The 19,437-nt window shown below is 41.6% G+C and carries 13 protein-coding genes and 1 tRNA gene; 7 read left to right on the top strand and 7 right to left on the bottom strand.

Annotated elements, in window-relative coordinates:
- Window positions 1-3 precede the first annotated feature (3 nt).
- Window positions 4-2,781 (bottom strand): family 78 glycoside hydrolase catalytic domain, encoded by a 2,778-nt coding sequence (locus WG905_RS10295; RefSeq protein ID WP_339591632.1) that lies wholly within the window; start codon window positions 2,779-2,781, stop codon window positions 4-6.
- A gap of 219 nt (window positions 2,782-3,000) precedes the next feature.
- On the opposite strand from WG905_RS10295, the gene WG905_RS10290 reads away from it, so the two are divergent.
- Window positions 3,001-3,486, top strand: coding sequence for a PAS domain-containing protein (locus WG905_RS10290; protein ID WP_339591631.1), 486 nt, complete (start codon window positions 3,001-3,003; stop codon window positions 3,484-3,486).
- A gap of 39 nt (window positions 3,487-3,525) precedes the next feature.
- Here WG905_RS10290 and WG905_RS10285 read toward each other — a convergent pair whose 3' ends face one another.
- A complete protein-coding gene (locus WG905_RS10285) occupies window positions 3,526-5,067 on the bottom strand; it encodes a sulfatase (protein WP_339591630.1) in 1,542 nt (513 codons plus the stop codon).
- A gap of 140 nt (window positions 5,068-5,207) precedes the next feature.
- Window positions 5,208-6,053 (bottom strand): arsenite methyltransferase, encoded by an 846-nt coding sequence (locus WG905_RS10280; protein WP_339591629.1) that lies wholly within the window; start codon window positions 6,051-6,053, stop codon window positions 5,208-5,210.
- Window positions 6,054-6,729: 676 nt separating this feature from the next.
- Here WG905_RS10280 and WG905_RS10275 point away from each other — a divergent pair.
- The 4 genes from WG905_RS10275 to WG905_RS10260 all read left to right on the top strand — a co-directional run bounded on the left by WG905_RS10275 (window position 6,730) and on the right by WG905_RS10260 (window position 13,204).
- Window positions 6,730-7,329: a TetR/AcrR family transcriptional regulator gene (locus tag WG905_RS10275; protein WP_339591628.1), complete on the top strand. Its 600-nt coding sequence runs from the start codon at window positions 6,730-6,732 to the stop codon at window positions 7,327-7,329.
- A 152-nt stretch (window positions 7,330-7,481) separates the two neighbouring features.
- A complete protein-coding gene (locus tag WG905_RS10270) occupies window positions 7,482-8,624 on the top strand; it encodes an efflux RND transporter periplasmic adaptor subunit (RefSeq protein WP_339591627.1) in 1,143 nt (380 codons plus the stop codon).
- A 4-nt stretch (window positions 8,625-8,628) separates the two neighbouring features.
- Window positions 8,629-11,808 carry an efflux RND transporter permease subunit gene (locus tag WG905_RS10265; RefSeq protein WP_339591626.1) on the top strand — a complete coding sequence of 1,060 codons (3,180 nt, stop codon included), beginning with the start codon at window positions 8,629-8,631 and terminating at the stop codon, window positions 11,806-11,808.
- Window positions 11,795-13,204 (top strand): efflux transporter outer membrane subunit, encoded by a 1,410-nt coding sequence (locus WG905_RS10260; protein WP_339591625.1) that lies wholly within the window; start codon window positions 11,795-11,797, stop codon window positions 13,202-13,204. Before WG905_RS10265 ends, WG905_RS10260 begins: the two co-directional genes overlap by 14 nt.
- Window positions 13,205-13,213: 9 nt before the next feature.
- Here the strand turns inward: WG905_RS10260 and WG905_RS10255 are convergent, their stop codons facing one another.
- Window positions 13,214-14,482, bottom strand: coding sequence for an alkaline phosphatase family protein (locus WG905_RS10255; protein WP_339591624.1), 1,269 nt, complete (start codon window positions 14,480-14,482; stop codon window positions 13,214-13,216).
- Between the two features lie 263 nt (window positions 14,483-14,745).
- Here WG905_RS10255 and WG905_RS10250 point away from each other — a divergent pair, with 263 nt between their 5' ends.
- The gene (locus WG905_RS10250; protein WP_339591623.1) at window positions 14,746-15,570 is read left to right on the top strand and encodes an energy transducer TonB; all 825 of its coding nucleotides are present in this window, start codon (window positions 14,746-14,748) and stop codon (window positions 15,568-15,570) included.
- A gap of 83 nt (window positions 15,571-15,653) precedes the next feature.
- On the opposite strand, the gene WG905_RS10245 is transcribed toward WG905_RS10250, so the two are convergent.
- From WG905_RS10245 to WG905_RS10235, 3 genes are all read right to left on the bottom strand, one after another.
- Window positions 15,654-16,889, bottom strand: coding sequence for an exo-beta-N-acetylmuramidase NamZ family protein (locus WG905_RS10245; RefSeq protein WP_339591622.1), 1,236 nt, complete (start codon window positions 16,887-16,889; stop codon window positions 15,654-15,656).
- Between the two features lie 282 nt (window positions 16,890-17,171).
- Window positions 17,172-17,618: an ATP synthase subunit B family protein gene (locus tag WG905_RS10240; protein WP_339591621.1), complete on the bottom strand. Its 447-nt coding sequence runs from the start codon at window positions 17,616-17,618 to the stop codon at window positions 17,172-17,174.
- A gap of 241 nt (window positions 17,619-17,859) precedes the next feature.
- A tRNA-Phe gene (locus WG905_RS10235) sits at window positions 17,860-17,932 on the bottom strand.
- Between the two features lie 203 nt (window positions 17,933-18,135).
- Here WG905_RS10235 and WG905_RS10230 point away from each other — a divergent pair.
- Window positions 18,136-19,431 (top strand): 4Fe-4S dicluster domain-containing protein, encoded by a 1,296-nt coding sequence (locus WG905_RS10230; RefSeq protein WP_339591620.1) that lies wholly within the window; start codon window positions 18,136-18,138, stop codon window positions 19,429-19,431.
- Window positions 19,432-19,437: the final 6 nt, after the last annotated feature.

Genomic DNA, 19,437 nt, shown 5'->3' with positions numbered 1-19,437 from the left:
ACCTTATAAACTATTCACAAATGAAAACCTTCCAGAACCTGTATAAAAAACTGCATATCCATCTTCATTTCTCAAGTATTTTACACCTTCTGCCTCTGATACCGGTCTAGCTCCTTCCATAATGCTATTTCCAGTTTTCGTGGGAATCCAAATTTCAGCGGTTGTATTAACCGGAATTTCAACATTCAAGCTAAATTGTTGATCAGTTATTTCCCAAGCTGAGTGTATCTTACCATACATTGAATTAAAACTGCCTTTTGCATGTTTGAGATCCCCTGCTGGTTGCGGCTTAATGATCACTTTTTTAAAGCCCGGTTCCGCAGCATTAATTCCTAACAAGGACCTATAAAACCATTCTCCAACGGAGCCAAACATGGGGTGATTTTTTGAAAAAGTATTATCTGAGGGAGCCCAGGTTTCCCATAATGTAGTTGCACCATTTGCTAACATAAAGCCCCAACCTGGATAATCACGCTGATTGGCTATACGATAAGCCATCTCATTTTCATCTGCTTTTCTTAAAACATCAAAAAGCATTTTGGTGCCGAAAATCCCAGTGGATAAATGCCCGTTTTTTTGTTCAAATGACGAAATCAATTTCTTAAATGCCTGATCTTCTTTGTCACCAGCATCAATCCCTGACCACAATGCAAAAACCTGGGCTGTTTGCGTTCCCAATTCATATTTTCCATTCCTTTCAGGGCTAAATTTCTGGACAATCGCCTCCTGAATAGAATTACTCAAGTTTTTATAGCGAGCCTCGTCTTCCTTTTTCCCTAGAATTGCTGCAAAATCAGCCATCATTTTCACCTGGAGATAATAGAAAACGGAGGGTGTAAAAGGTATAGCCTTGGCATCCAGCGATTCGTGGTCACCTAAATCCTCTTTATCAAATAAATGATCCTTTGCTTTGCCCTGAAGAAAATTAATCAGTCGGGTAAGCGCCTCATAATTATCAGCTACAATTCGCCGATCACCATAGAAATCATACATTTTTTTTACCAGGTAAGGATAACCAGCCTGATAACCTAAAGGACCTGATTTATCTCCCGGGCCAGCATCTGCGATTCCCACAAAAGGCATAGTCTCTGTAATCCCCCCTTGTGGCCGCTGATCATTTGTAAAATCACGCAAAACCTTACCGTAAAAGTTTGCCATATTATAATTATACATGAATGCCTCCGTGGTGCAAAGCAAATCTCCCCCATAGCCAAGCTTTTCGCGTGCAGGACAATCAGATTGCAAACTAAAAACATTGCTTAAGAAAGTCCATTGTATGGTTTCATTTAATTTGTTGAACATGAGGTTTGAAGACGAGAATTCCCCGTCTGTCTCCAGATCAGCATTCATACGTAAGCCCTCTATATCATTAAGGGTGGGTTTACCGGGCCAGCCCGTGACTTCCAGATAACGAAATCCGTGAAATGTAAATCTAGGAGACCAGGTCTCCACTCCTTTTCCTTTTAGGGTATAACTATCTTCCTGCCATGCAACCTTTGGAGCACCAGGGCCACCATTATTATTCTTGATCTGACCGGCAACAGCAGTCATCAGATTTACATGGCCATCAGGATATTTATCTTCCCCATAGCGAAGTGTTACTTTTGTTCCTGCAGGTCCTTTTAAACGTAAACGAGCAACTCCTGCAAAGTTCTGTCCCATATCAACAACAAACACACCTGGTTTAATTTCAGCAATTTCAACAGGCTTAAGTATTTTAGTAACCCTAATGGGAGGCTGCATCTGCACCTGGAGTGTTCCTCCGGGGCCGTTAACCACTGTAGCAGCTTTCCAGCTTTCATCCACAGGTTTTGAGCTACTCCAATTTTCTTTTTCAAAGCGGGCATCATAATGCTCACCCAGGTAAACACTATTGCGCATCACAGGACCTGGAGCAGTTTGCCAGGTTTCATCAGTAGGTATAACCACAGATGAATCATCAGCATAGTTTAACCGGATCATCGCTTTAACGGTTGGACGGCCAGTTGTTAACTCCGCTCTCTTGTTGATCCCTCCCCAAAATCGCAAGGGCAAAGGGTTATAAAATCCATTGCCCAACATGATCCCGGCAGTATTATTCCCCCGTTGAAGTTGTTCTGTAATATCATAAACAGCATACAGAATCTCCTTTGCATAGGCCGTCCATCCCGGATCCAGCACGTGATTACCAATCTTTTTACCGTTAAGATAGGCTTCATAATAACCTATTCCACTTATATAAAGCCTGGCAGTGGTGATCTTCTTATTTGTTTTAAAAGATTTGCGGAACAAGGGCATAGGGTCAGTCTGGTAAAAATCCTCATCGAGGACAAATTGAGTACTGCCGTCACCAATCCATTTACCTTGCCAATCTGCTTGCTGAAGCATAGCGGTTTCAAACCAGTTAAGTTCGCTCCATCCTGTGGCTATACCATCCTGATCATAAATCTTCACCCGCCAGTAATAGCGCGTAAAAGATTTTAATGCCTTACCATTATACTGAATATGGATATTTTCAGCAGATATTACTTTCCCTGTATTCCAAACATTTCCATGAAGCTGGTTTGCGTCTTTTATATTATCGCTGACTAATATTTCATAAGCTGATTGAGACTGGTTACGACCAGTTCCTGTGATCGTCCAGCTAAGTCTGGGGAAAGATGTTTCTATGCCCAGTGGATTTTCTATATACTCACAGGATAATTTATTAAATTTTAAAGCATCATTTCCAAAAGCTGTACAGATGAATACAAAGTGCAAAAACAACGTGATCATAACGGAAGATGGCTTTTTCATTTTCATAGGATGTAGCTTGTTTTCTATCAGCAGAAGCTGTCCTCGTTAAATGTAAACAGCTTTATTTATTGTTTAATTTAGTACTATTATTCATATGATTCGCATTATAAATTGCACAACTCAAGCAATTGCAGATACAATTTTATCACTTATGAAACCATGATGAGTAAAATACTTCATACCACTTCAAATAGTTAGCGTTTTGATGCTTAATTTTACCTGCATATGGAAATACTTGAAGGAGATTGGGGTTACGGGCAGACAACATCACAAGAAGAATTGACCAGCATTTTGATGGCGTATCAACAAGCTGTGGATTTCAGTGTGATTTCGTCGATAACCGACATCAAGGGAAAAATCATCTATGTAAACAAGCAGTTTTGTGAAATCTCGAAGTATAGTGCTGAAGAACTGATTGGAAAGAACCATAACATGATTAATTCAGGTCATCATTCCAAAGCCTTTTTTAAAGAGATGTGGAAGACCATCGGGGGTGGCAATGTCTGGTATGGAGAAATCAAAAATCTTGCAAAAGACCAATCTATTTACTGGGTAAATAGTGTAATTGTACCTATCAAAAACGCTGACGGCCAACCCCGTCATTACCTTTCTTTAAGGACACTTATTTCTGAGCGAAAAGCGCAGGAAGAAAAAAAGCATGAAATGCATGCGAAGAACATGGAGGACATGCTCACTCCGCTCAAACATTAGATCAATACAGCAGGGAATTGTCAGCGTTCGTTAATAAGATTACTTAAGCTCATCTGGCCATAACACAGGCTTGCCCGTTGCTTTATAAGTTGGCATTACTGTTTTACCAGCTTTCAATTGCCGTGTCAGTTCCTGGGAAAGCTTTTTTGCCAATCCTTTTTCTTTTCCAATCAAATTCACCTGTTCACCCAAATCCTTATCTAAATTATATAATTCCAGCTTGCCCTTCCTGTAATCATAAATCAATTTCCATTTTCCCTGTCGGATGGCACTGAAATAATTAATTCCCGGCCCGTCTGGACTGGTCCATTGATGAGGATTATGCCATATTAAACACCTGTCTTTGTGGAGATAACCTTCCCCTTTTAACAAAGGAAGAAAACTTTTTCCATCCACTTCCTGTATCAGGTTCATCTTTTGTGTTCCTGCTATTTCTAATATTGAAGGAAAAAAATCTTCAATGATGACCGGCTGATCACTCAGCGAACCAGCTTTAACTAAATTTGGCCACTTTACGATCATTGGCACGCGGACACCCCCTTCATAAATCGACCCTTTTCCGGCTTTTAGTGGTAAATTATGGGTGTGTGACAGTCCACCGCGTGCGTAGTCAAGGCTCAGGCCACCATTATCAGACATAAATAAAATGACCGTATTGTCGGCAATTTTCTCTTCCTCAAGGTAATTCATCACATCACCAAGACTTTTATCCATTCCCTCAATCAAGCTGGCATATTTAGCTTCGCGGGGATCTAAGCCTTTGTCTAAATATTTCTGCACAAAACGATCATCAGCCTGAATGGGATCATGTATCGCATAGTGGGACAGGTAGAGGTAAAAAGGCTGTTTGGTTTTTGCTGGCTGTGCTATACTTTTCAAAGCTTCGAGGGTAAGCGCTTCAGTTAGAAAAATATCAGACCCATAATACTCAGCCAAACCCTGCACTGCATTAAAAGTAAATTTTCCAGGTATATTACCGTAATTGTCCCTGCCATAATAACTCTGGGGATGACCGATGGCATTACCTGCCACATTAACCATAAAGCCCAGGTTAAGTGGATTAGCACCTGGGGTACCCTGAGATCCAAAATGCGCTTTGCCTACATGAACCGTAAAATATCCCGCATCTTTAAGCAGTTGTGGCATGGGTGTGGCATAAACCGTATGTGGTATACCAGGTACAGGACTATAGCCATTAAAATTCCAATCAATACGGTTAAACTGCTTATCTTCCTGGTCGGAGGGTTTGTCCTTTAATAAATGGGTCCAATTAGTCACTTTATGACGGATTGCGTTCATTCCTGTGAGCATACTCACCCGGGAAGGTGTACAAACCGAAGTTGCATAAGCATTGGTAAACTTCATCCCCTCATTTGCCATGCGTTCCATATTTGGTGTATGGTATTTTCTGTTGAGTGCCATCACACTATCGCCAAAAGACACAGAAGTATCCATCCAACCCATGTCATCAACCAGGAAGACAATAATATTAGGGCGTTTATCCTGTGCATACGATGAAATGGCAGGCGGGATCAATAACAAAAAGAAAGCAGCAAATCGGGTAAAAATATTTTTGTGCATGTGAGCTAGATGATAAAAGAATGAAGAAAGACAAAAAGTCTGACTCTTCAAAATCTGCTACAATTATCCGGATCATTTCTGCAATAGCAACAGGAACGATATGGATGCACCCAGACCTGTGGAATTCTTTATGCACATCTTTAATTACAGCAATCCGTGCCGCAACATGCTTTTGCTTCAACAGGCTTTTCGCCGTAAACTGTGATGCTATAGATCCCAAATGTTCCAGATTTAAATTCAGCCAGTTGCTGTGCATCTAAATAATGTGACAGTATATCATCCGGAATAGTAATGGTTTTTTCTTTTTGAAGCGTAACGTTTTTAAACCCGGTACTTTCAATGAGGCCTAAATAATCGTCTTTCTGGATTGCTCCTGCTACACACCCCGCATACATTTCAGCAGCATCCTGCAAACTCGCCGGTAACTCACCCACCAAAACAATGTCAGAGATACAGAAATGTCCACCCGGTTTCAAAACTCTATAGATCTCCTTAAACACATTTGGCTTATTGGGCACGAGGTTCAATACACAGTTGCTGACAATGACATCGGCTGTATTTGCCGATACTGGCATGTTTTCAATATCTCCCCGGCGAAATTCTACATGATGGAGATTAAGCTTCTCCGCATTTTCACGTGCTTTATTGATCATCGCTTCAGTAAAGTCGATGCCAATCACTTTGCCGGTTTCTCCAGTTTCAGCCTGGGCAACAAAACAATCGTTTCCAGCACCTGATCCTAAATCAATAACAACATCGCCTTTTTTAATCTGGGCGAATTGCGTTGGCAGACCGCAGCCTAAGCCCAAATCAGCATCAGGTGTATAGCCTTCCAATTTGCTATAATCTTCATTCATGATGTTGTATACCTCGGTACTGCAACAACCTGAACCACAACAGGAACTTTCATTTGTTGCTTTGTCTTGTAAGGCGATTTCACTGTATTTCTGCCTCACTAATTCTTTGATTTCATTATCTGTTTTCATGGCAATATAATTTATTATTTAAAATGATAAAACTATTTATATTGTAATATTACGATGAATCAGGTTAAAAAAATATGACTGTTTTTATATCCGCAATATCACATCGCAATATTACGATAAATAGGATTGTTTGTCAAGTAATTTTTAATTTTTTTTTGAAGATTACAGCGAACTGACCCACTGCCCAAACCGAAAACACTGAATTCCAAGCCATCTCCAATAGCAATAATCAACAAGGAAATCTCAAGTTTAGGTTCAATTGCATTACACTTAGCGATCAACTAGGAATCAATTAAGTTTGCCTTAGAACTTTGACAGTTCTAACACCGGTTTAAGACCCACCTCCTACCGATTTTCCGGTACGAGGTCGGTAGCAGGTCCCTATCAGACCCCTCCCAGGAAGGACTTATCTTCTAGCTTTCCGTAATAGGTAGACGAATGAAACCATCATAAGCTTGCAGCTTACAAATACCAATGAATAAGCTCATGATAGCTTCATCACCTTTAAAAAACAAATTATATACAAATGAAAAACAAGTAGTCGTTAAGAGATGAGTTAAACTTCGTCATTTTTTTTATATGATCGTATTTCTGACATAAAAATGATGGATATTCCAAATAGCTCCTGTACATTTGTTTAACAGTGTTAGATAATTTAAATCTGTTGTAGTAGGATATGGGAAGTAAAGAGCGGATTGCACGATTAAAGGAAGAAACAAAAAGCAACATATTGAATGCCGCGCTCGACATCGTAAAAGAAGAAGGCTGGCAATCCTTAAGTATGCGTAAGATTGCCGAGAAGATTGAATACACGGCGCCCATTATCTATGAGTATTTTGCAAATAAAGACGGCATCCTTTTGGAACTCACACGCCAGGGTTATGTAATCCTGGGTAAAGAAGTTCGTAAAGTGATGAAAGATGAAACCACAGCTGCTGAACGGCTGGAAGCGATGTGGATTGCCTACTGGGATTTCGCGTTTGAACATCAGGAACTTTATCAACTGATGTATGGTGTTGATATGAACTGTTGTGAGGTTAAAAAAAGCTTGCAGGAAGCAGAAGCCTTAACCAATCTGTTTTTTGATGCCATCAGAGATGTCATGGACGATGATAACCCCGCCGATGATTTAGTATGTAGAAAATTTTATACGTTCTGGTCGATCATTCATGGCCTCATTTCCATCAATATCGTTAATAAAGGTAGAGGTGATCAAATGAACCAGCTGATTTTACATGACGCCATTAAAGGAATTATCAAGTACATAAACGATTAATGAATACCCCGGACTTGTTCAAAAGTCCTTTTTTTACCCCAACCACTTAACACTGTTAAATAAAATACCCCTGTTATTAATCACTTAATCTCCATCAAATGAAAACCAAGTTCGGACCATCACCTAACAGCGTTAAACCATATAACCATGTTATGAAAACTTCAATACTGTTATTATTCGGACTTTTCCTGTTTGGATGTTCAAATGGCGAAAAAATGTCGCTATCCCCTCCATCCGCCCAGGTTCTTCCGGTGTTGTCTATTCATAAAAGCGCGGAGACAAGCTTTTTTGAATACCCTGCCACCATTGAAGGAGCTGTAGACCTGGAAATTCGTCCCCAGATTTCCGGCAATCTTGATAAAATCTATGTCAATGAAGGAGCGCAGGTTCAAAAAGGACAACTTTTATTTAAAATCAATGACCTACCCTATAAGGAAGCTTTGAATACCGCAAAGGCCTCCCTGCAATCAGCACGGGCAGCAGCACTGAACGCTCAGCTTGAAATAGACAAGCTAACCCCTTTGGTTCAACATAAAGTGGTTTCCGATTTCCAGCTTAAAAGCGCAAAAGCGGCGTACCAGATGGCCCTGGCTAATATAGAACAGGCCAAAGCCAGCGTCGCTACGGCGAAAATCAATCTGGGTTACACCTTAATAGCAGCTCCTGTAACTGGTTATGTTGGCCGGCTACCTAAAAAGCAAGGCAGCCTGGTTAGCGCAGCAGATCCTGAGCCACTCACGCAACTGTCAGATGCCCATGAAGTTCATGTATACTTTTCCCTTAGTGAAGATGATTTTATCAGTTTCAACGAACGATATCCGGGAAAAACAGTTGCCCAGCGGATAAAGAACATCCCCGGTGTTTCGCTGGTACTCGCCAATCATTCGCTTTACCCAGTTCAAGGCAAGCTCGACATGGTAGACGGACAGTTCGATAGACAGACAGGTGCAATTACACTTCGCGCCACTTTTCCTAATGAGGCCGGGGTGTTACGCTCAGGCAATACGGGTAAGGTGCGCTTAGCCTTTAAACATCAAAATGCGCTATCTGTGCCACAGGAATCCACGATAGAAATACAGGATAAAATCTTTGTCTTTACCGTAGACAAAAGTAATAAAGTCTCCAGACAACCCATTACCGTAGTTGGTACCAGCAGCACAAACTACCTGGTCAAAGATGGCGTTAAAGCAGGCGACAGGATTGTATATAAAGGAATGGGGAACCTGAAAGATGGAGACGTCATAGAAATAGAAGAGTCAGAAAATCTCGCTGCAGTTAACAGCACAAATAAATAAAGTCATGTTTAAAAAGTTTATTGACAAGCCCGTATTGGCCACAGTGATATCTGTGATCCTGGTTATATTAGGGATATTGGGTTTAGTGAGGCTGCCCCTTCAGCAATTTCCTGATATTGCACCACCAGCGGTGCAAGTGATGGCACTCTATCCAGGTGCCAATGCAGAAACTGTTCTTCGTGCGGTGGCCCCTTCCCTTGAAGAGTCCATTAACGGCGTTGAGAACATGAGTTACATGAGCTCCACCGCCAGTAACGATGGTTCCCTGGTTATTACCGTATATTTTAAGCTGGGAACAGATCCCGATCAGGCAGCAGTAAATGTACAGAACAGGGTGTCTCAGGCCACCAGTCAGTTGCCGGCCGAAGTGGTCCAGGCAGGGATTACCACCGCAAAACAGCAAAATAGTTTAATTATGGTGGTCGACATGTACTCGGAAGACACCAAAAACTACGATCAGACCTTCCTGGCCAACTATGCGCAGATTAATATCATCCCGGAGATCAAAAGAATTCCCGGGGTCGGCCAGTCGATAATTTTTGGCGGAAACAAAGACTATTCCATGCGTGTATGGTTGAATCCGGCACAGATGGCGGCCTATAAGTTAACGCCAAAAGAAGTGATGGCAGCCATTCAGGATAAAAGTCTGGAAGCAGCACCCGGTAAATTTGGGGAAAGCAGTCAGGCTTCCTTTGAGTATGTCATTAAATATAAAGGTAAGCTAAATAAGCCTGTCGATTACGAGAATATCGCGATAAAGTCGAATGCAGACGGCTCTATTTTACGATTAAAGGACGTCGCCCGGATAGAATTCGGATCATATACCTATGGAAATTTTACAAGGGTAAACGGTAAGCCAGGCATCAACATCGCGGTGATGCAACTGGCAGGCTCAAACGCCAATGAGATTCAGATTGCCATTGATAAACTCATGCAGAAGGCGGCTAAAGATTTCCCAAAGGGAGTAAAACACCTTATTTTATACAATACAAAAACATCGCTCGACCTATCCATCGACCAGGTAAAGTTTACCCTTATTGAGGCTTTTATATTGGTGTTTATTGTGGTATTCATCTTCCTGCAAGATTTCCGCTCCACGCTGATCCCCGCCATTGCCGTTCCCGTCGCTATTATTGGTACGTTCTTTTTTATGAACCTGTTTGGCTTTTCCATTAACTTACTCACTTTGTTTGCCCTGGTGCTTGCCATCGGCATCGTGGTGGATGATGCCATTGTTGTGGTCGAAGCGGTACATGCCAAAATGGAGCACAAAAATCTTCCCCCTAAAGAAGCCACCATTTCAGCCATGAACGAAATTACCGGGGCCATCATTTCCATTACCCTGGTCATGTCGGCCGTATTCCTCCCTGTCGGTTTTATGGAAGGCTCTACGGGCGTATTTTACAGGCAGTTCGCTTTCACCTTGGCCATCGCTATTGTTATTTCTGCGGTAAACGCCTTGACGCTGAGCCCCGCATTAACAGCATTGTTTTTAAAACAACCGCAGCATCACACACAACCGGGGGTAAAAACCACTTTCAAGCAGAAATTCTTCACCGGCTTTAATTCTGGGTTTGAGAAGCTAACTTCCAGATACCTGGGTGCCCTTCGTTTTTTAATTCGTTATAAGTGGGTAAGTATGGGTGGCCTTGTGGTGGTGATACTCGCTACCAGCGTATTGGTGAAAAGATCCCCATCGGGATTTATCCCTTCTGAAGATCAAGGTTTTATAGCCATTTCCTTGTCCATGCCTCCCGGTGCCTCGCTTGACCGAACCACCAGGGCCATTAAAGAAATGGAAAACAGATTGGGTGATATGGAATCTAAACAAACACTGATGGGTTTGTCTGGTTTCAACATCTTAACACAATCTTCAAGTCCTTCGATGGGTGTTTCTTTCATCCTGTTAAAACCAACGAAAGAACGCGGTAAAATTAAGGACATCACAGAAATTATGAATGAAGTGAGAACCAAGCTTTCAGGTATTAAAGGTGCCGAATTCTTTGTCTTTACCTTTCCAACGGTTCCTGGTTTCAGTAACGTAGATGGTTTAGATATGGTGCTCCAGGATCGTACAGGGGGTAGCCTGGATAAATTTAGCGGAATAGGAAATGGTTTTATTGGCGAGCTGATGAAACGTCCGGAAATTGCCGTTGCTTTTACCTCCTTCAGAACAGATTATCCTCAACTGGAACTTGAAGTTGACGATGAAAAAGCACAACAACTGGGGGTAAGCGTGAAAGACATCCTACAGACCATGCAAACCTATTTTGGCAGCGCCCAGGCTTCAGATTTTAACCGGTTTGGTAAATATTACCGGGTGATGGTACAGGCAGATAATACCGACAGGACATCTCCGGCAGCTATGGATGGGGTGTTTGTAAAAAATGCTTCCGGCAATATGGTACCCATTACCACCCTCGTGAACTTGAAGCGCGTTTATGGACCTGAAAATGTGTCGCGGTATAACCTGTTTAATTCTATTGGTATCAATGCCATCCCTAAACCAGGGTTCAGCTCTGGCGATGCGATCAATGCCGTGAAAGAAGTGGCCGAAAAACAACTGCCTTTTGGTTATTCTTATGAGTTCTCGGGTTTAACAAAGGAGGAAATCTCTTCGGGCGGGCAATCGGCAATCATCTTTACGCTGTGCCTGATTTTCGTTTACTTCCTGCTGGCCGCACAATACGAAAGTTACATTCTGCCGATGGCCGTTATTCTTTCCATTCCTGCAGGTATTTTAGGTGTCTTCCTAGCTATAGGCCTTGCCGGAATCGAGAACAATATTTATGTGCAGGTAGCGCTGGTCATGCTCATTGGTCTGCTCGCGAAGAATGCCATTCTGATTGTTGAGTTTGCTGTACAACGCCGGCGCTCCGGGAAGTCACTGCTCGCCGCTGCGCTGGAAGCCGCAAAACTGCGCTTGCGCCCTATTATCATGACTTCTCTTGCTTTTATTGTAGGTATGATTCCTATGATGACAGCGGTGGGCCCATCCGCTTTAGGGAACCACTCCATCAGTATTGGTGCTGCAGGAGGGATGATATCCGGCGTCTTGCTGGGCATTTTCATCATCCCGGTGCTCTTTATCATTTTCCAATACTTACAAGAAAAAATCAGCAAACCTGTAATCCATATTTCCCATGAAAACCATGTTAAAGAACTTGCTCATGAAACCATATAACTATCTCTATATGCTGGCATTCATCGTCACATTTGCTACCGGATGTGGTGTATCAAAAGATATCCCACTACCTGCAAGCGAAACACCCGATGCCTTCAGAAATACTGCTGAGCAGGATATCCCCAGCATTGCTACCTTGTCTGTAAAGGAATTTATTAACGAGCCGGAAATTCAGGAATTGATTGACACCGCCTTGCTCAGAAATTTAGACCTGCAGCTGGCTGTAAAAAATATCGAAGCTGCAGAGATCCTGTTGAAACAAGCGAGGCTGGGTAACCTGCCCGTGTTAAATTTGCAGCTGGCGGCAAGTTCTAACAGACCTTCTGACAACAGTTTAAACGGGTTAAGCTCTGGCCAGTTTCTGAGCACCAAACATATCGAAGATTATGAGGCAAGTTTGGGCTTAAGCTGGGAAGCTGACATTTGGGGCAAAATTAAACGTCAGAAACAAGCGTCCCTTGCGACCTACCTTCAAACCAACGAAGCTAAGAAAGCGCTGCAGACCCGCATTGTCGCCAATGTGGCGCAGGGATTTTACCAACTGCTGATGCTCGATGCCCAGCTTGAGGTGGCCAGAAAAAACAGGCTGTTAAGCGACAGTACCCTGAATATTATTCGAATGCAATTTGATGCCGGGCAGGTAACCTCGCTGGCTATTCAGCAGGCAGAAGCGCAACAGCTTGTCGCCGTGCAATTGATTCCCAGACTGGAGCAGGCGGTGAATATTCAGGAGAATGCGCTGAAAATCCTCACAGGTAAAATGCCCGCAGCCATTGAGCGACGGGCCAGCCTGGAAAGGATGAAACTCCCCCGCAAACTGCCTTCAGGCTTTCCGGCAGCGATGGTCAGGATCCGTCCTGATGTGAGAATTGCTGAGCTGGCACTAAGCAGGGCGAATGCCGAGGTGGGTGTTGCCAAAGCAGAAATGTATCCTTCCCTGGTTATTTCTGCAAGCGGCGGTTTAAATTCATTAAAGGCCAGTAGCTGGTTCAATATTCCGGCGTCTTTATTTGGTATCGTATCGGGAGGGATCACCCAACCTATTTTTAATCGCAGGCAGCTTAAAACGCAGTATGAGCTCGCAAAGGTTGACCGCGAGAAGGTGGTGATCGAGTTTCGGCAGTCGGTTTTAAACGCTGTGGGCGAGGTTTCAGATGAACTGGTGAAAATAGAGAAACTTGATCAGGAGTATGCATCTTCTTTGCAGCGGGTCAATATTCTGCAGCAGGCGGTCAAGAATTCAGATCTGCTGTTTAAAAACGGAATGGCGACCTACCTGGAAGTGATTACTGCCCAAAGTAATTCTTTGCAGAGTGAACTGGAGCTCGCGATGATCCGTACCGCACAGCTGATTGCATCAGTAGAACTTTACCGGGCGCTTGGCGGGGGTGGGTAGTGATTCTGTTCATTTCACCCACCTATTCAAGGTGTTATGCTCCCCTTCTATTACAATTTTATACATTTCTTTCCCCATCAAGACCTTCGGTACAGACACCTCTGCCTTACGTTTTGAAACATCAAACTCACCTAACAAAACGTAATCATCTTTTCCTGCAACCCCTTTTCCCTTAAAATTATTTGTTGCCGTAAGCAAAATCTTAATCTTGCCTTTAGTGGTAAAAGGTGTCCATTCTACGATGATATTGTTTTTAACTTTTGTAGCTTTTGGATCAGCAATGGAAACCTCCCCAATAAAAGGAACACCATCCAGTTCATATTTTTGAGCTTGGGTAATATTGATAGCTAAATGACGAGCAACAGAAGGAAGCACATCCACCATAGCAGGTTGGTGTGCATGGAAATGTTGATTTAATTTTTTCGAATTTGAAGAAATCCAGATTGTTCGCTCGCGCTCAGATTGCTTTCCATGTGACAAACCGGTGGCCACATCTCTGCCATGGTCAGTAACCACCACAAACAACCAATCTTCATTAAAATACTGCTCCCTGTATTTAACCGCGTTATAGATATCACCGACCTGTCTATCTGCCTTTTCTATGGCAGTGATCATTTCCTTACCGTCACCATAACGATGTCCTGCATCATCGGTGTACTGCAGGTAAACCCAACTTAGATCAGGTGCATCTTTTTTAATACTTTGAGCAGCCTGCTTTGTTACCTCTTCATCAATTAAATTGATATGTGTGGAAACTTTATCATGCGGAAACCTCACCGTATCCAACTCATAGCCATCAAAATTGACATCCATTTTTAGCTGGTTTGTTTCAGGCTTTCCCGCTCCCAATATTTTTGTTCGGTTATCTAACCAGGTGGAATAAATGCCCAACTTACTTTCAGGCTTACTTTCCTCTAGAAATCTAAAAATAGTCCAATAATTATAATTAGGATTTTCAATTCCATTGCCCCATACATTATGTTTATTAGCCCAGGTACCTGTAATCATACTCGTGTAACAAACCGCCGAAATAGTAGGCGTTTCAGAATACCCTCCTCTTTCTCCACCCATATATGCTCGTGTATAACCGCCTACTTTACTAATGCCATCAATATTCGGTGTATGCACCTTTTCTATCATATCAGCCGGTATACCGTCTACAATGATTAAAATTGCTTTTTTAATTTTTGGTATCTGCGCTTTCGGTGTCTGCGCTAATGTAGCGGTGTAGCTTATCAATAAGCTCAGTGCGGTTGTTATAATATACTTTAATTTCATTTTATGTATTCCCATTTTAAATCATTTCCTTTAATTTCTACCATAAGATATCCAGGTTTTGTACCAATCCTATTTTAGTGCACGTTTGTCGCTTAGAAACTAAACACTCAACTCGGAACATAATATAAAGCTAATTCTTCATAAACAATATCCCTTTGAATGCTGAGTGTTTAGCATATATTTCTTTCCGCAAGCCTTATGGAAAAGGACAGCGCTTAACATCCTTAACTTAAAATAAATAATTTACTTTAACATTTAACGCTATGTTTAGTTCAAAGATTGATTTATTCAGAGAAGAGTGGCTGGACCTTATTTTTGATCAAAAAAATAAGAGCTATGGAGCTTATGCGCTTCGTAAACAGAACAGCTCAAACACCACCAAATCCTTGCTATATGCGGGCACTGTATTTATTTTTTTGTTTCTGACGCCCAAAATCATTAGCCTAATCAACGGGCCATCCTCTGCAGATGAAATAATGGACGGGACAACAGTTACTCAAATAGCTCCGCCACCGCCGGTTAACCCAGACACCCCACCTCCGCCACCAGTTGAACCACCCCCGCCAAAGCAGGCTCAGGTTAAATTTCCTCCGCCAATTGTAAGGGCTGATCATTTGGTGTCTGCCGAAGAGCCACCCCAAATTATAGATTTGAAAGAAGCCAATCCTGGTCAAAAAACCATTGCTGGTGATCCTGAGGCAGAAATCGTGATTGCAGGTCCTAGTGGGAATGGCCCGAAACAAGCCGCAATTGTTGAGGATACCGAAGTTTATAACATGATCCATATTGAAAACCAACCGAGCTTTCCGGGTGGCATGGATAAATTTTATGCTTACTTACAAAAGTCGGTTAAATATCCTCCAATGGCAGCAGAAAGGAATACGCAGGGTAAAGTATTCTTGTCTTTCGTTGTGGAGAAAAATGGCGAATTAACGGATATAAAGGTAGATCGTGCCTTAGGTGATGGCACAGATGAAGAAGCGATCAGGGTATTGAAGGCTAGTCCACGCTGGACTCCTGGCATTCAGAATGGAAGGCCAGTGCGGGTGAAGTATAACATTCCAATCAGCTTTACCCTGGCTCAATAGCTTATAAAAAAACAGAAATCGCCTCATCGGCGATTTCTGTTTGGTTCTTATTTTTATGAATGCTTAATTCAGAATTTCTGATCTTATTCGAAATCCGGGTACATTAAATACTTCTTGCGCATTTCTTTATAAGCAGAAAGCTCTTTTTTCCAGGATTCCTTAATCTCAGCTTCGGTCTTTCCTGCCAAGATTTGTTTTCTTAATTGGTCTGTACCGGCTAACTTATCAAAAAACTCAGGTCTCGCGAAAAACTTCTCTTTCAAGCCAGATTTATGATAAAAATCGATAAGATATTTTAAGGTGAACTTCTCAGCTTCCGCATCAACATTTCTTAAATCTAACCCGTAACACAATTTACCTTGTTGCTCCACGTGGGCAGCCATTCCAGGACGAGTACCAGGTGTAAACGTAAATGTACCAAGATTAGGATTAGGATAACCAATCACCTGAAAAGGCCAATCAGTACCTCTTCCAACACTGATATCCGTACCTTCAAAAAGACACAAAGACATATATAAACGTATGGAAGCATAATTAGGTAAACTTGGTGATGGGATAACCGGCAAATCATATTTCATGCTATGGTCGTAATTTTTAACCGGTATCACGGTTAAGTCAACCTGTTTACCTTTATCCAGCCAACCTTCACCATTGATCATTTTAGCCAATTCGCCAACTGTCAAACCATGGATCATCGCGATTTTATGGTAACTGATGTTTGCTTTAAACTTATCGTCCTTTCTTACCGGACCATCAACTTGATCACCATTTGGATTAGGACGATCCAGCACAATTACTTTTTTATTATTATTGGCAGCAAGTTGCATGACGCGATGCATGGAAGCAATATAAGTGTAAAAACGCGCACCCACATCCTGTAAATCAAAGATCATTACATCAACAGAATTAACGATAGAATCTGCTTTATCGTTCTTTCCATAAAGCGTGTATAAAGGAAGTCCGGTTTTAGCATCAAAATCATTACTTACTTTTTCTCCTCTTTCAATATCTCCGCGAAATCCATGCTCCGGAGCAAAGGCAAACTTAATGTCAACTTTATTTTTCAATAGTACGTCCACCAGGTGTTCCTTTCCAACAACTGAAGTTTGATTTCCCATCAACCCTACTTTCTTGCCTTTTAACAAAGGAAGGTAGGCTTCTAATTGATCGGCTGCAGGGATGATTTGATTGTTAATGGTAGTCTTTGCCGGAATGTTCGTAGACGGTGAATTATTAGTTGTGACAGGCTGTTTGATTCCACAACTTGATGTTGCGGATAGCATTAAAGCCGGAAGAATTAAGGAAATTAGTAATTTCATGTTTCGAATTGAATAGCTAGTAATTGTTTGTTTAATGTTAACGCCGCTAAATATCTACATTTCTTATTTAAATATACAATTAAGGGGAAAATTGGGGTTATGGCATCAGATAAGCGATTCTGCCGTAGCTTCATTAAACGTATTATAACTCGCCAAAACTACAGCTCAGTATCCAACTAACAACATACTCTCAATCAGTTGACGGATAAATGCTTTGCATTCATTATTATCGTTTAACTATTTTTTATTTTAAACTTGAGAACAATGTTTGCAAAGAATAAATTAGCGAGCTATAATTTTTAGCCTGATTAATTGTGGCTTAACATAGTTGTAAACTTTATCACTATTTAAAAACTCGGAAATTGGCTTTCTGTCAAGCCGCTTATAAAGAAGATTACTTAGAAAATACCACAAATACAGAGAGCATACCGCAATTAAGGCTATAAATATTAAGAATCCGATAATAGTTAGGATAATTCCAAAGGTGCTTGTTGAGTGTTTTTCATTAAGTAACCAAAAAAATATAAGTGCCGGTGGAAAAAATGCTATAAAAAACACAAGTACAACTGCTATTAAACTAGGGAAAGAAATTAATATAGTTAGAACAATTTTCCATGCCAATAATCTTTTCGATTTCATAAATAGCAATGGAATACTTAAGACAACTGAGATTGCCAGTAATCCTACATAAAATATAAAGCCTATAAATAGAGGGAAGGTTGGTGGCATCTGTTTAAATGAAAAAGGTGTTTTTTGGCTGGTTAACCAAATATATAATTTTCAATTATATAACCACTTAATGAATTTCACAGCTATAAATTAGCACTTTAAGCAAGGAGAATAAGTAGTCTATAGGCGATATTTAAAGCAAAAGTGCATTATCCATCCTGGATCGCTCACCTACACCTGGTGGCCGCCAAATCCCCTTTTAACCAAAAAAAGCTCCAGATTTCTCTGAAGCTTTTTGAAGTGGTGTGGGTCGGGATCGAACCGACGACACAAGGATTTTCAGTCCTTTGCTCTACCGACTGAGCTACCGCACCAACATTTAAACAGTCATTTTGTTAACCATTTCCCCGTTGTTGGGAGTGCAAATGTAGTTTCTTTTTTTAATCTTCCAAACTTTATTTAAAAATAAATCAAAATAATTTTAAAACACCCTAAAAAACCCCCTTTATGCATGCATAGTAAATTGTTTACAGGAATAAGTTTTATCTTAGCACCACCATACAGATATTTTTGAAAAATGATAGCACAAATTCTTTTTATAGCGCTTACCCTTGCCGCTGTAGCTTTATTTAGCTTTAACGCGAAAAAAGTAATTCGCAATATTCGCCTGGGAAGAAAAGAAGATCGCTTCGACAGGCCTAAGGAAAGATTCATGACGATGATGAAAGTGGCATTCGGACAAACAAAGATGTTTTTCCGCCCTATCCCCGCCCTGCTGCACTTGTTTGTTTATGCAGGTTTTGTAATCATCAACCTGGAAGTTCTCGAAATCATGATCGATGGGGTTTTTGGCACACACCGCATTTTCGGCGGACTAGGTGCACTTTACAACGGACTCATCGGTGCATTTGAAATCCTGGCCTTAACCGTCTGGGTGGCATGTGTCATCTTTTTGATCCGCAGAAATATATTAAAATTGAAAAGGTTCAGTGGTGTCGAGATGACCAGCTGGCCGAGATCTGATGCCAATTATATCCTCATCGCAGAGATTCTGCTCATGTCTGCATTTTTATTAATGAATGCGGCTGATGCTAAATTGCAAGCCTTGGGCGTGGACCATTATACGCTTGCCGGTGCGTTTCCAGTGAGTCAGTTCCTGCAAAACATATTGCCTGATAGTGCTTCGGCGCTCATCGCAGTAGAAAGAGGCTCCTGGTGGTTCCATATCATCGGTATATTTGTTTTTTTAAACTACCTGCCTTATTCTAAACACTTCCACATCATGCTGGCCTTCCCTAATACCTGGTTTTCAAAGCTGAAACCTTTGGGAGAGTTTGATAATATGCAAAGCGTAACCAATGAGGTTAAAGCGATGATGGACCCTTCTTTTACTCCTGAACCTGCCGAAGCCAGCAGCTTTGGCGCAAAAGATGTCAATGATTTAACCTGGGTTAATTTGATGAATGCTTATACTTGCACAGAATGCGGAAGATGTACTTCAGTTTGTCCGGCCAATATCACCGGTAAATTATTGTCGCCACGCAAGATCATGATGGATACCCGCGACAGGGTAACCGAAGTGGGTATTAACATTGATAAAACGGGTAAAGGATTTGACGATGGAAAAACACTGTTGGATGATTATATCACAAGAGAAGAAATATGGGCCTGTACAAGTTGTAATGCATGTACACAGGCTTGCCCGGTTAACATTGATCCCTTAGCGATTATTATGGACCTGAGGCGTTATGTGGTGATGGAAGAGTCTCAAGCTCCTGCCAGCCTGAATGCCATGATGGGGAACGTGGAAAACAATGGCGCCCCATGGAAATATTCACCGTCCGACCGTTTGAATTGGGCTAACGAAAACTAACACAAA

Source organism: Pedobacter immunditicola (assembly GCF_037482985.1).
Taxonomy (GTDB): domain Bacteria; phylum Bacteroidota; class Bacteroidia; order Sphingobacteriales; family Sphingobacteriaceae; genus Pedobacter; species Pedobacter immunditicola.
This window is presented reverse-complemented; position numbering and strand designations above follow the sequence as displayed.

Bases quoted from the DNA above. Each gene is read 5' to 3' on its own strand.
- WG905_RS10295 (WP_339591632.1), bottom strand. From the start codon at position 2,781: ATGAAAATGAAAAAGCCATCTTCCGTTATGATCACGTTGTTTTTGCAC.
- WG905_RS10280 (WP_339591629.1), bottom strand. From the start codon at position 6,053: ATGAAAACAGATAATGAAATCAAAGAATTAGTGAGGCAGAAATACAGT.
- WG905_RS10230 (WP_339591620.1), top strand. From the start codon at position 18,136: ATGATAGCACAAATTCTTTTTATAGCGCTTACCCTTGCCGCTGTAGCT.
- WG905_RS10250 (WP_339591623.1), top strand. From the start codon at position 14,746: ATGTTTAGTTCAAAGATTGATTTATTCAGAGAAGAGTGGCTGGACCTT.
- WG905_RS10265 (WP_339591626.1), top strand. From the start codon at position 8,629: ATGTTTAAAAAGTTTATTGACAAGCCCGTATTGGCCACAGTGATATCT.
- WG905_RS10240 (WP_339591621.1), bottom strand. From the start codon at position 17,618: ATGCCACCAACCTTCCCTCTATTTATAGGCTTTATATTTTATGTAGGA.
- WG905_RS10285 (WP_339591630.1), bottom strand. From the start codon at position 5,067: ATGCACAAAAATATTTTTACCCGATTTGCTGCTTTCTTTTTGTTATTG.
- WG905_RS10290 (WP_339591631.1), top strand. From the start codon at position 3,001: ATGGAAATACTTGAAGGAGATTGGGGTTACGGGCAGACAACATCACAA.
- WG905_RS10270 (WP_339591627.1), top strand. From the start codon at position 7,482: ATGAAAACTTCAATACTGTTATTATTCGGACTTTTCCTGTTTGGATGT.
- WG905_RS10245 (WP_339591622.1), bottom strand. From the start codon at position 16,889: ATGAAATTACTAATTTCCTTAATTCTTCCGGCTTTAATGCTATCCGCA.
- WG905_RS10255 (WP_339591624.1), bottom strand. From the start codon at position 14,482: ATGAAATTAAAGTATATTATAACAACCGCACTGAGCTTATTGATAAGC.
- WG905_RS10260 (WP_339591625.1), top strand. From the start codon at position 11,795: ATGAAACCATATAACTATCTCTATATGCTGGCATTCATCGTCACATTT.
- WG905_RS10275 (WP_339591628.1), top strand. From the start codon at position 6,730: ATGGGAAGTAAAGAGCGGATTGCACGATTAAAGGAAGAAACAAAAAGC.